The 12557-nt window shown below is 72.9% G+C and carries 8 protein-coding genes; 3 read left to right on the forward strand and 5 right to left on the reverse strand.

All coding sequences use genetic code 11. The annotated features are described in order from the left end of the window. Positions 1 to 116 precede the first annotated feature (116 nt). The 3 genes from GA0070619_RS02380 to GA0070619_RS02390 form a co-directional block, all read right to left on the reverse strand. Positions 117 to 1682: a metallophosphoesterase gene (locus tag GA0070619_RS02380; RefSeq protein ID WP_088946533.1), complete on the reverse strand. Its 1566-nt coding sequence runs from the start codon at positions 1680 to 1682 to the stop codon at positions 117 to 119. Between the two features lie 61 nt (positions 1683 to 1743). After that, positions 1744 to 2916: a PQQ-dependent sugar dehydrogenase gene (locus GA0070619_RS02385; protein WP_088951508.1), complete on the reverse strand. Its 1173-nt coding sequence runs from the start codon at positions 2914 to 2916 to the stop codon at positions 1744 to 1746. 92 nt (positions 2917 to 3008) lie between these two features. After that, positions 3009 to 4826, reverse strand: coding sequence for a SpoIIE family protein phosphatase (locus GA0070619_RS02390; protein ID WP_088946534.1), 1818 nt, complete (start codon positions 4824 to 4826; stop codon positions 3009 to 3011). A 186-nt stretch (positions 4827 to 5012) separates the two neighbouring features. Here GA0070619_RS02390 and GA0070619_RS02395 point away from each other — a divergent pair, with 186 nt between their 5' ends. Further along, positions 5013 to 5939: a 2-hydroxyacid dehydrogenase gene (locus GA0070619_RS02395; RefSeq protein ID WP_088946535.1), complete on the forward strand. Its 927-nt coding sequence runs from the start codon at positions 5013 to 5015 to the stop codon at positions 5937 to 5939. Here GA0070619_RS02395 and GA0070619_RS02400 read toward each other — a convergent pair. Beyond that, complete coding sequence (locus GA0070619_RS02400; protein ID WP_088946536.1) at positions 5933 to 6325, reverse strand: PH domain-containing protein; 393 nt, start codon at positions 6323 to 6325, stop codon at positions 5933 to 5935. The genes GA0070619_RS02395 and GA0070619_RS02400 overlap by 7 nt on opposite strands. 218 nt (positions 6326 to 6543) lie before the next feature. Here GA0070619_RS02400 and GA0070619_RS02405 point away from each other — a divergent pair, with 218 nt between their 5' ends. Further along, complete coding sequence (locus GA0070619_RS02405) at positions 6544 to 8934, forward strand: GGDEF domain-containing phosphodiesterase (RefSeq protein ID WP_088951509.1); 2391 nt, start codon at positions 6544 to 6546, stop codon at positions 8932 to 8934. 20 nt (positions 8935 to 8954) lie between these two features. On the opposite strand, the gene GA0070619_RS02410 is transcribed toward GA0070619_RS02405, so the two are convergent. After that, the gene (locus GA0070619_RS02410; protein WP_088946537.1) at positions 8955 to 9974 is read right to left on the reverse strand and encodes a LacI family DNA-binding transcriptional regulator; all 1020 of its coding nucleotides are present in this window, start codon (positions 9972 to 9974) and stop codon (positions 8955 to 8957) included. Positions 9975 to 10093: 119 nt separating this feature from the next. Here GA0070619_RS02410 and GA0070619_RS02415 point away from each other — a divergent pair, with 119 nt between their 5' ends. Next, entirely contained in the window at positions 10094 to 12538 is a 2445-nt protein-coding gene (locus tag GA0070619_RS02415; protein ID WP_088946538.1) for a glycoside hydrolase family 2 protein, read from the forward strand. Positions 12539 to 12557 lie beyond the last annotated feature (19 nt).

Below are 12557 nucleotides of genomic sequence, written 5' to 3' on the forward strand. Positions count from 1 at the left end.
AGTGACTGGTGCAGATTGGGCAGCAGAGCAAAGGGGGAAAGCAGGGGTGGGGGACGCTCGTCTCTGTTTACTCTCTGTGTCGAACTGAAGGACGGCGGTCGCCCCTCCACGCCGCGTCAGCGGGTCGGGCTGGTGGTGGGCGAGGGGGACGCCACGGTGGGGTTCTCCACCAGGCGTCGTTCCAGGTTGACCTGGGCCTGCCCGGTGCCTCCGACGGTGATGGTGTCGTACGCCTGGAGCATCTTTAGCTGGTCGAAGTAGAGCACGCTCATCGACAGCGGGGTCGGCTTCTCGCCCTCCAGGCCGCGCAGCCCGGCCCCGCCGGTCGAGCCTTCGACCATCAGCGTGGTGGGCTGCTGCCCGGGCACCTGCGGCAGTTTGGAGACCTGCCGCGCGTGGGTGTGCCCGGCCAGCACCAGCGGGCACGTGCCGGAGAGCGGCCCGGCCGACGCCGGATCGTGCACCAGCGCGATGTTCACCGGCCGCGGTGAGCGGCGCACCGTGGTCGCGAGCTGCTCGCCGACCCCGGTCACCTGGTCGGCGACCTGCTGGGTCAGGCCGCTGCCGGCGGGTGACGTGTTCTTGTCCGGGGTGAAACGCGGGTCACCGACGCCGGCGATGGTCAGCCCGGCGACGGTCGTCGTCGTGTTGTTCAACACGATCGCGTTCGGCTGACGGGCCACCGCGGCGGCGGTCTTGCCGGAGTCGTGGTTGCCCCGGATGAAGACGTACGGCTTCTTGAGCAGGCCGATCGACCCGACGAAGGACGCCTCCGGCTCGCTGCCCCAGTCGGTGATGTCGCCGGTGTCGATCACCACGTCGATGCCGAACTGCTCCACCACCGTGCGGATCAACTGCCAGCCGGTCGGGTTCAGGTGCATGTCGGAGACGTGCAGCACCCGCGTGGTGCCCGGGGTCGGCTCCAACAGCGGAAGCGCCGAGACGGTGGTGTAGAGCTGGCTGACATTGCCGACCAGGCGTTGCAGCTGCTCGGCGTACTTGGTGTAGTCGTTGGCGATCCGGCGCGCGTCGCCGACGATGGCCGGTGCGTTGACCAGCAGCCCTTCGTAGCGTGGTTCCTCGATCGCCTGCGGACGCAGGGTGGCCGCCGCCGTGCCGAGGCTGCCGGCGGTGATCAGCAGTGCGAGCCCGCCCGCCCAGGCGGTCCGCCGGACGTTGCGGAAGATCAGCCCGGCCAGGATCAGGGTGACCAGCACCGACGTGCCGAGGGTCCGCAGGCCGAGCCGCATCACCCCGGAGCGGACGTCCTCGACGGCGCTCTGGCTGGCCCGGCTGATGCTGGCCGGGTCGTCGATCAGCGCCTCGGTGCGGCCCTGGTCGAGTGCGCCCAGGCGGACGGTGAGGTGGGTCGGCCCGTCGTGGCTGTCGAGCAGCAGCGCGCCCAGCGGTGGGATGTCGACGGTGGTGCCGCCGTCGCGGGCGGGGGAGATGCTGAGGTTGGCCCGGAACGGGCCGATGTCGGTGTCCACCCGACCGCCGGCCAGCACCCCGAGTACCGCCCCGCCCAGGGCCACGGCGAGGACGGCGACGACCAGCCCGATGCGGCGCAGCAGCTCGGCGGACCCGAGCCGCCGACTGTCCGGGCGCGGCCGGTCGCCGCCGGTCGCCGGGTCGTCCCGGTCGTCGGCGTCGTCGTGCTGCTCGTCGCGTTGCCCGTCCATGCTGAAAGTCTGACCTGCCCGTCGAAAGATCTTGGCAAACCTGACCGGATGGTGACGAACGTCAGCTGCGGCCGCCGTCGCCGCCCGCGAAGACAACCCGCAGGAGCCGGTCGTCGTCGCCGGCCGGGTCACCGCGCCCGTCGTGGTTGGAGGTGCCCACCCAGAGCGACCCGTCCGGTGCCGCGGCCACCGCACGCAGTCGACCGTACCGGTTGGTGAGCAGCTCACTGGGCTGGCCGAGCAGCGTCCCGGTGTCGGTCAGCTCCATCACCCAGAGGCGCTTGCCGCGCAGACAGCCGGTGACCAGCAGCCGGTCCGTGGCGGCCAGACCGGAGCAGGAGGCGTCCGAGGTGGCCCACTGCGTGATCGGGTCGGTGAACCGCTTGTCGCCGGCGCGCCCCTCGACCTCCGGCCAGCCGTAGTTGCCGCCCTTGGTGATCTGGTTGATCTCGTCCCACGTGTTCTGGCCGAACTCGACGGCGTACATCCGCTTGGCGCCGTCCCAGGTGAACCCCTGGACGTTGCGGTGGCCCAGTGACCAGACGGGGGAGTTGGGGTATGGGTTGCCAGTGGAGGGCTTGCCGTCCGGCGTGATCCGGAGGATCTTGCCGCCGAGGCTCTTCACGTCCTGGGAGGAGGGGCGCTCACCCGCGTCGCCCGTGCTGACGTAGAGCTGCCCGTCCGGCCCGAAGCCCAACCCGCCGCCGTTGTGCACGTTGGCCTTGGGGATGCCGGTGAGGATCGGGGTGGGCTGACCGCCGAGTTGCAGCCGGGCGACCCGGTTGTCCTGGGCGGCGGTGTAGTAGACGAAGACCGTGCGGTCCTGGGCGTAGGCCGGGGAGACGGCGATGCCGAGGAGACCGCCCTCGCCGGCCGCGGCCACCTCGGGGATCGTCTGCACCGGGCGGACCCGCAGCCCGTCCGGCCCGGACTCGGGGCCGACCTGAAGGATCCGGCCGTTGTCGCGTTCGGTGACCAGCGCGCCGCCGTCCGGCAGGAAGGCGATGCCCCACGGCACCCGAAGACCCTTGGCGAGCACTGTCGCCACCGCCTGCTGGCCGGCGCCGCCTGCGCTCGCCGGCGCGGACGGGGTCGGCAGGTTGGGCGGCTCGCCGGCCGGGTCGGGTTCCGGTTCGCCGAAGCTGCAACCGGAGGCGAACAGCAGCGCCGCGCAGGACGCCGCGAGGGCCGCCCGGAGGCGACGGACGCGAGGGTACGGGGGACGGGCTCTCACCCGGCCCAGGGTAGCCCGCTGGACGGCCCGGCCGGGCCCGTCGCGACCCGACGGGTGCCGGTGAACCCGGTCGGTGGTCCCCGGTGGACCGCTCACCGTGCCCGTACGGCCAGCAGCGCGGTGTCGTCCTCGCGGTGGTCGATCGAGGCGAGCAGCAGGTCGCACAGCTCGTCGAGGGGCAGCGTGTCGGTGCCGGCCAGTCGGTCTGTCAGCTCGGCCAGCCCTTCGTCAATGGAGCGGTCCCGCCGCTCGATCAGCCCGTCGGTGTAGAGCAGCAGGGTGTCACCGGTGGCCAGGTTGGTCGACTGGCTGGTCCGCTTCGACGGCCGGGCCAGCCCGAGCAGCGGCTCCGGGGTCGCCTCCAGGACCTCGACCGCCCCACCGGCGCGAACCACGAGGGCCGGTGGGTGCCCGGCGTTGGACCAGGTCACCTCGTGGACACCGCCGCGCTGCGGGCAGATCCGGACCAGTGTCGCGGTGGCGGCGATCGGCAGCCGCAGGCCACGGATCGCGCCGTCCAGGTTGCTCATCAGCGACCCGACCGTGTCCGGCCGGCCGAAGGCGTTGCCCCGCACCAGGTTGCGGAGCTGACCCATGGTCGCCGCCGCCTCGATGTCGTGCCCGGCCACGTCGCCGATCGCCGCGATCACGTCACCGTCGGGCTGGACGAAGGCGTCGTACCAGTCGCCGCCGACCTCCACCCGGTCGGCCGCCGGCTGGTAGCGGGCGGCGAGCTCCAGCTCGGTCACGATCGGCAGCTGGGGCAGCATGCTGTGTTGCAGCACCTCTGCGACGTGCCGCTGCTCGCCGTACATCGAGCTGTTGCCCACGGCCTGGCCGGCCCGGCGGCCGATGTCGACAGCGGTGAGCAGGTCGCGGTCGTCGAACTGCTGCCGTTGCGCGCCGTTGACGAGGGTGATCGCGCCCAGCACGGTGCCGCCGACGCCCTGCATCGGCACGCTCAGGTAGGAGGCGATGCCGAGACGGTCGGCGATCGTCGACATCTCCGGGTGTGTGGTGCCCCTCGTGACGTCGGCCAGGGACGCCACGCTGCCGAGCCGGGGCTGGCCGGTCCGCAGGACCGCCCGGACCATCGACTCTGGGCTCAGCCCGGTGCGCAGCAGCTCACCGAAGCGGTCGACGTCCGCCGTCCGGGCCGGGTCGCGGTGCACCGAGACCACCTCGCGGGGCAGGCCGGTCGGCCCGATCAGGGTGAGCAGGCACCAGTCGGCGAGCAGCGGCACCATCGCGGCGGCGAGCCGGCGCAACGCGGTGCCCACGTCCAGGGTGCCGGCCAGCGTCTCGCTCACCCCGGCCACCAGCTCCAACCGCTCGTGCGCCTGCACGATCCGCCGCCCGGCCTCCTGCGCGCTGTCGAGCGCGATCCGCAGTCGCAGCTCCGACGAGCAGGCGGCGGCCAGATCGGCCAGTGTCCGCAGCTGCGCGGCCGTCCACGCTCGGGGCTTGTTGTCGATGGCACACAGCGAGCCGAGCACCCGACCGGAGAGGTCGGTCAAAGGCATCCCGGCGTACGCGACCACGCCGAGGTCGTCGATCGCCAGATTTTCCCGGACGCGGGGGTAGAGCCGGGCATCGGGCAGCACCATCGGCACCTGGATGTCCACGACGTGTTGACAGAACGAGTGGCTCAGCGGGGTCTGCCGACGCTCCGACCAGGGGTCCGGCAACCCGACCGCGCCGGGGAAGAACTGCCGGTCGGCGGAGACCAGGGAGACCAGCGCCACCGGCACGTCCAGCAGGTCGCTGACCAGCCGGGCGAACCGGTCGAACGCCTCGTCCGGGACGGCGTCGAGCCCGGTGTCAGCGAGCGCGCGCAGCCGCGCCGGTTCGCCGAGCGCCGCAGGCGGGACGATCGGAGGCCGGGCGGTGGCGGGGGAGCCGTCGGTCATCGAGCACCTGTCTGCCGGGTCGGAGGCCGACCGGCCCTCCGACCCTTCGTTATACCTCGTCCAGGGCGGAGTCGAACATCGGTGTGCTGAGTCTCGCCCGCCCCGACCCCACGCGCCATCCCCCGGGACGTCTGTTCGCCGCCGTGCCCGCGCCGGCCGTGGTCAAGGGGACTATCGTCGGCGGACGTGAAGGTATGGATCCCACACCAGGCCGGTCTGAACCTCATGGGCGAGCTGCCCCCGGACGTGACGGTGGAGGTGTTCGAGCACCCGGACCGGCTGCCGTCGGAGGCGACCGACGTCCGCGTCTGGGTGCCACCGTTCCTGGGCGGCTCGGACGCGACGGCGTTGCTGCGTGAGCTGCCCGACCTCGCCGTGGTGCAGTTGCTCTCCGCCGGGGCGGACGCCTGGGCCGGCCGGACACCGCCGGGGGTCACGCTCTGCGACGCGCGGGGTGTGCACGACCCGTCCACCGCCGAGTGGGTCGTCACGGCTGTCCTTGCCCAGCTGCGGGCGTTCCCGACGTTCATCCGGGCACAGGCCGAGCGGCGTTGGGCGAACGAGGGAAACCTCCCGACCGACGAGCTGACCGGCAAGCGGGTGCTGATCGTCGGGGCCGGCGCGATCGGCACCGCGGTGCGGGACCGGCTCGCCCCCTTCGAGGTGAGCTTCACGCTGGTGGCGAGGACCGCCCGCCCGGAGCAGGGTGTGCACGGCGTCGAGGAACTGCCCCGGCTGCTGCCCGACGCCGACGTGGTGATCGTGATCGTGCCGCTCACCGACCAGACCCGTGGCCTGATCGACAAGGACTTCCTGGCCGCGATGCCGGACGGTGCGTTGCTCGTCAACGCCGCCCGGGGGCCGGTGGCCCACACCGAGGCGCTGGTCGCGGAGCTGGCCACCGGTCGGATCTCGGCCGCCCTGGACGTCACCGATCCGGAGCCGCTGCCCGCCGACTCGCCGCTCTGGACGATGCCGAACGTGCTGCTCACACCGCATGTGGCCGGGTCGGTGCGAGGTCTGCTGCCGCGTGCCTACCGACTGGTCGGTGACCAGGTGCGCCGGTTCGCCGCCGGGCAGCCGCTGATCAACACGGTGGTCGACGGCTACTGACCGGGCGCCTCGGCCGAGTTGTCGGGCAGCGTCTGGCCGGTGGCCGACACCAGCCGGGGCAGGTCCACGCCGCGCACCGCCGGCAGGGTCACCTGCTGGCCGTCGTCGAGCCGCGCGACCGCACGTCCGCGCTGGTCGGTGACCAGTTCGAGGACCTGGTCCCAGTCGATGCGGCGTTGCCCGGCCAACGCCCGTACGCGCAGCTCCCGGGCGTTGGCGTCGGTGCCGGCCCGCCAGGCCCAGAGCGCGACGGCGAGCGGCAGGAGCAGCACCGGCAGCAGGTAGGTCCGGGCGCTCGCCAGCGGCAGTGCACCGATGAAGGCGATGACCGCGGCGACCAGGATGGCTTGGTTGTACCGGAAGCGGACCGTGTCGGGCTTACTCACCCTCCGATGATCCCACCCCCGGCCGGTCCGGCTCGCGGCGGGCGGTGCCGGCGGGGTGCGGTACGCCGTACAGTGACACAGGTCATTGTCTCCTCCAGGTGACCGACACGTAACCAATCCGGCCGCCGATCGTTTCCGTTTGTTGAGCAGCGGACCCGCAACGTCCGATGCCCCGCACCGTCGTACCGCCCCCGTGCCCCCTCACGAAGGCGACCGCCGTGCTCCTCGCGTACCCGTTCCGTGCTCTCGTCCCTCGCCGGGCGGCACCGGAGGCCGCCACCTCCACCGCGGTGGCGCTTCTCCTTCTCGCCGGTGCCATCGGCCTGGTCCCGGCCTCGGTGGTGATCGCGCTGGCCGCTGGTGCCGGCGCCACGCTCGCGGGGGTGCGACTCTCCCGGCTGGCCGGACGACGCCGTGCCGATCCGTCACCGCGTACGGCGGGTGTGCTCCTCGACGCGGCGGTGGTGACCGCTGGCCTCACCGCTGTCGTGCTGCCCCTGGCCGACGTCGGGTCGACCGTCGCCGTGCTCATCGGTTCGCTGGTCGTGGCCGCCCTCTCCGGGCTCGGTCTCCACCGCCTTCCCGGCCGGACGGGGACGTCGGCCGGTGTCCTGCTGCGCCGGTCGGTCGAGTCGAGCGGCCCGGCCGTCGGCCTGGCCCTCGCCGGCTGGCTGCTGCTGCCCCGTGCCGACCTGCCGGGTTCGACCCGGCTGGTCGTCGCGCTGGCGCTCGGTGGGCTGGGGATGGCCGCCCTCAACGCGTTCGCGGGGCCGAGGCGACGCTCGGGTGCGGAGGTCTGCCGGGGCGGCGTCCTGCTCACTCTGGGCGGGTTGGTGCTGCTGGCCACGCTGCCAACCGAGCCGGTCGGGCCGGCGGCCCTGCTGGCCGTACCCCCGCTGGTGTTCGGGATGCTGCTCGTCGCGGTCGGTGCGGCCGACGCGGCGGACGAGGGTGACGCCGAGCCGGCGGAGCCGGTCGCCGCGGCCTGGCCCCGAGCGGTGCTCCCGGCGGGGATGCTGCTGCTGGCGGCGGGTGTGCACCTGGCTGCCGGCCGTGCTCCCGACCGGACGAGCGTGGTGTTGGCCCTGGCGGCGGTGCCGTCCCTGGTGCTGCGTGACCTGCTGCGCGCGGGTGGCACCTCGACCACCGAACGGCGGGCCGCGCACCGTCGACGCACGGGCGGCGCGGTCCGGCACCGCCATGCGGCGCCGGCACGCTGGCCGGGCAGGTCGGAGCCGCCAGCCACACCGGCCCAGCACCACTCCGGCCGCGCCGTCGACCCGGCCGCACCGAGCGGTGTCGGCCCAGCCTGGGCAACCGACGACGGTGCCGCCTGGTCGGCGCTCAACCGACGGCCCGTCCCGGCGGGCGGCGGTGGTCCGGGTGACCGGGCGGCTCTGCTGGACGCCCTCGCCGCGATCGGCGACGTGCCGGCGCCGACCGGCGCGCTGCTGCTGGTGGACCTGCACGGCACCGAGGGCGTCGGCCCGACGGCCCGGGAGGACATGCTGGCCGAGGCGGTGCACCGGGCCCGCGCGGTCATCGCCCCCGACGACCTGGTCACCGGGTGCACGGGTGCCGGCTTCGCCGTGGTCACCGCCGCCGGTCCGATGCTGGCGTACGCGCTGGGCACCCGGTTGTTGACCGCGCTCAGCCCGCCCTACCGGCTGGGCGGTGCGGTGCTGCGGGTGCAGACGAGCATCGGGTTGGCCGAGGTCAGCGGGGCCGGGCCGGCGGACGTGCTCCGTCAGGCCGAGCTGGCCCGACGGCGGGCCGTGCAGCTGGGCCGGGACCGGGTCGAGTGGTACGACGCGTTCCTGGAGGAGCAGCTGGTTCGCCGGCTCGACCTGGAACGCGAGCTGCCCGGTGCGGTGGCCCGCGGTGAGTTGGATCTGGTCTACCAGCCGGTGGTCGACCTGGCCGACGGGCAGCCGGTGGGCGCGGAGGCTCTGCTGCGCTGGCGGAGCCCGGTGCTCGGCACGGTGCTCCCGGCCGAGCTGCTGCCGGTCGCCGAGGACCTGGACCTGATCGGCGAGTTGGAGTGGTGGGTTCTGGACCGGGCCTGCCGGCAGTTGTCCGACTGGTCGGTGGGCGTACGGGAGCTGTGGATGGCGGTCAACATCACCACCCGGGAGCTGACCACCCCCGACTTCGTGCAGCGGGCCGCGGCCGTGCTGGCCGCGTACGGGGTGCCGCCGGAGCGGCTGGTGGTGGAGGTGAGTGAGCCGAGGGTCGCTGGTGACCTGTCGACGGTGGTGGCCCGGCTGGCTGGGCTGCGGTCGCTGGGTGTGCGCACCGCGTTGGACGACTTCCGGGCCGAGCACGCCTCGTTGGCGCAGCTTCGCCGCCTGCCGATCGACCTGCTCAAGGTGGGCCCGGAGTTGGTGGGCGCACGGCCGGACGGGCAGCCGCCGCTGATCGACGTGGTGGTCAACGTCGGAGAGCGGCTGGGTGTGGAGATCGTCGCGGAGGAGCTGGAGTCGTCGGCCCAGGTGGAGGGGGCGCGCCGGGGTGGCTGCCGGTACGGGCAGGGGTTCGCGCTGGCCCGCCCGGCGACGGCCGAGCGGGTCGAGGCGTACTTCGAGGAGTTCCCGTCAGCGTCCCGCTGAGCCCTGGTAACTGAACCGGTTCATCTCATCCGGGGTGGTGCGGTGCTGCCGCGCGGGGTGAGGTGCGGCGTCTCGTCCTGCACCCGGCCGGCGGGCTGTCCGGCGATGACCGCGAGCAGTTGGCGGGCGGCGTGCGCGCCGTACGCGGGGATGTCCCTGCCCAGCGCGGTCAACGACGGGTGCACCAGGCGGCACAGCGGCGAGTCGTCCCAGGCCACGATGGACAGATCACCGGGCACGGTGAGCCCCATCTCCTGGGCGACGGAGAGCCCGGCGATGGCCATCACGTCGTTGTCGTAGATGACCGCGGTGGGCCGTTGGGCGGAGCTGAGCAGCCGGCGGGTGGCCCGACCTCCCTCCTCGCCCGTGTAGTCGGACCAGACAGTGATCGCGTCGACCAGGTCGAGCCGCTGGCAGATCTCCGCGAAGGCCTCGGTGCGGATCTCGGTGTGCCGCAGGTCGGGCAGGCCGCCCACCCGGGCGATGCGTCGGTGCCCGAGGGCGACCAGGTATTCCACCGTCTCGGTCAGCGCTGCGGCGTCGTCGGACCAGAGACTGGACAGCTCACCGGTGCCGCCGGGCCCACCGATCACCACCGCCGGCAGTTGGAGTTGCTCCAGCGCGGAAATGCGCCGGTCGTCGGTGCGCAGGTCGCACACGAGCACCCCGTCCACCCGGCGTTCGGCCCACCACCGTCGGTAGACCGCGATCTCGGCGTCGTGGTCGGCCACCACCTGGAGGGTCAGCGCGTACGAGCGGGCGGAGAGCTCGGCCTCGACACCACTGATCAACGCCATGAAGAACGGCTCGATGCCGAGTGTCCGGGCCGGTCGGCACAGGGCCAGGCCGACCGCCCCGGCGGTGGCGGCGGAGAGGGCGCGGGCGGCGCTGCTCGGGCTGAACCCGATCTCCGTGGCGATGGCCAGGATGCGCTGCCGGGTGGTCTCGGAGACGCCGGGCTGCCCGTTGAGCGCGTACGACACGGCGCCCTTGGACACGCCGGCGCGTCGGGCGACGTCGGCGATGGTCGGCCGCTTCACCGGCGTGCTCCTCTTCGCTGCGGGGCGTCAACCGGCCGTTGACAGTCACCATGGTGGACCGTACGGTTGCTAGCTTATCCGGTTCAGTAAACGTCTTTCGATGCGGAAGGTGCGGTGCAATGGTGAGCCGACAGGCACTCTACGACGGTTGGACCCTGCGGGCGGCACCCGGAGCGCAGGTGCCGGCCGGGATCGCCGGGCGGGCCGTGCCGGCGACAGTGCCGGGTTGCGTGCACACCGACCTGCTCGACGCCGGGCTGATCGAAGACCCGTACCTGGACGACAACGAGCTGGCGCTGGCCTGGATCGGGCGCAGCGACTGGAGCTACCAGACCACCTTCGTGCACCGGCCGGGCGACGACGAGCGTGTCGACCTGGTCTGCGCCGGCCTGGACACCGTCGCCACGCTCACCCTCAACGGTGTCGAGGTCGGCCGCACCGAGAACATGCACCGCGGTTACCGGTTCGACGTCCGGTCGCTGCTGCGCGACGGCGACAACGACCTGGTCGTGGCGTTCGACTCCGCGTACCGCTACGCCGAGGCGCAGCAGGAGCGGCTCGGCGACCGGCCCAACGCCTACCCGGAGCCGTTCCACTTCATCCGCAAGATGGCCTGCAACTTCGGCTGGGACTGGGGGCCCACCCTGGTCACCGCCGGCATCTGGCAGGAGATCGGCCTGCACGCCTGGTCGACCGCCCGGCTGGCCACCGTCCGCCCACTGGTCACAATGGACGGCCGCGACGGCCGGGTCGAGGTGCACGTCGAGATCGAGCGGGCCTCGGACGTCCCGCTGACCGTCCGCGCCGCCGTCGCCGGCTCCCGCACCGAGGTGATCGTCCCGGCCGGCCAGCGCACGGCCGTGCTCACCCTCACCGTCCGCGAGCCCACGCTCTGGTGGCCCCGGGGGTACGGCGAACAGGCACGCCACCCGATCGAGGTGACAGTGCACGGGCCGGACGACGACACCCTCGACGTCTGGTCGCACCGGGTCGGCTTTCGCAAGGTGCGACTGGACACCACGCCCGACGAACACGGCACCCCGTTCGCGCTGTCGGTCAACGACGTCCCCGTCTTCGTCCGGGGCGTCAACTGGATCCCGGACGACGTGTTCCCCACCCGGATCACCCGCGACCGACTGGCCGAGCGGTTCGACCAGGCCGTCGAAGCCAACATCAACCTGCTGCGCGTCTGGGGCGGTGGCCGCTACGAGTCGGCGGACTTCTACGACCTCGCCGACGAGCGGGGGCTGCTCGTCCAGCAGGACTTCCTCTTCGCCTGCGCGGCCTACCCGGAGGAGGAGCCCTTCGCCACCGAGGTTGCCGCCGAGGCGGCCGAGCAGGTGACGCGGCTGGCGCCGTACCCGTCGCTGGTGCTCTGGACCGGCAACAACGAGAACATTTGGGGCTGGCACGACTGGGACTGGCAGGAGCCGCTGGCCGGGCGCACCTGGGGGCGCGGCTACTACCTCGACGTGCTGCCCCGGATCGTCAGTGAGCTGGACCCGACCCGCCCGTACTGGCCGGGCAGCCCCTGGTCGGGTAGCGAGGCGATCCACCCCAACGACCCGGCGCACGGCACCACGCACATCTGGGACGTGTGGAACACCGACGACTACACCAGATACCGGGAGTACGTCCCGCGCTTCGTCGCCGAGTTCGGCTACCAGGCACCGCCGGCGTACGCCACAGTGCGCCGGGCGCTGAGCGACGAGCCCCTGGCGCACGACTCACCGGGCATGGCGCACCACCAGAAGGCAGCAAACGGTGACGCCAAGCTCCAGCGGGGCCTGGACGCGCACCTGCCCGCCCCGGCGGACTTCGACGACTGGCACTACCTGACGCAGCTCAACCAGGCCCGCGCCATCCAGCTCGGGGTGGAGCACTTCCGCTCACACCGGGACGTCTGCGCGGGCACCATCGTCTGGCAGCTCAACGACTGCTGGCCGGTGACCTCCTGGTCGGCCGTCGACGGCGACGGCCGACGCAAACCCCTGTGGTATTCGCTGCGTCACGCGTACGCCGATCGGTTGCTCACCGTGCAGCCCCGCGCCGGCGGCCTGGCCCTGGTCGCGGTCAACGAGAGTGGCACACCCTGGCGGGCGTCGGCCTCGGTGACCCGGGTGACCCTCGCCGGCCAGCCCCGAGCGAAGACGACGATGGAGCTGGCCGTTCCCGCGTACTCGGCGGTGACGCTGGCGCTGCCGGCGGAGCTGGCCCGGCCGGAGGAGGCCAGACGCGAGCTGCTCGTCGCCGAGGCGGGCCAGAGCGCCGAGCGGGCACTCTGGTTCTTCGCCGAGGACCGCGAGGTGGAGTGGCCTGTGGCGGCCTGGGAGGCGACGGTCGAGCCGTTCGACGGTGGACAGCGGGTCCGGGTCACGGCCCGCACGGTGCTGCGCGACCTGACGCTGTTCGCCGACCGGCTCGACCCGACGGCTTCCGTCGACGAGGCACTGGTCACCCTGCTGCCGGGCGAGTCGACGACCTTCACGGTGCGGACTTCTGGTCCGCTGGACACTGCTGCGCTGACCGCTCGACCGGTGCTGCGCTGCGTCAACGACATCTGAGAGAAGGGCCCCCTTCCAG

The sequence above is a fragment of the Micromonospora zamorensis genome (assembly GCF_900090275.1).
GTDB classification, from domain to species: Bacteria; Actinomycetota; Actinomycetes; order Mycobacteriales; family Micromonosporaceae; genus Micromonospora; species Micromonospora zamorensis.

What these genes read in the sequence shown, in the direction of transcription:
- GA0070619_RS02380 (WP_088946533.1), bottom strand. Translation starts at nt 1,682, where the DNA reads ATGGACGGGCAACGCGACGAGCAGCACGACGACGCCGACGACCGGGAC.
- GA0070619_RS02390 (WP_088946534.1), bottom strand. Translation starts at nt 4,826, where the DNA reads ATGACCGACGGCTCCCCCGCCACCGCCCGGCCTCCGATCGTCCCGCCT.
- GA0070619_RS02415 (WP_088946538.1), top strand. Translation starts at nt 10,094, where the DNA reads ATGGTGAGCCGACAGGCACTCTACGACGGTTGGACCCTGCGGGCGGCA.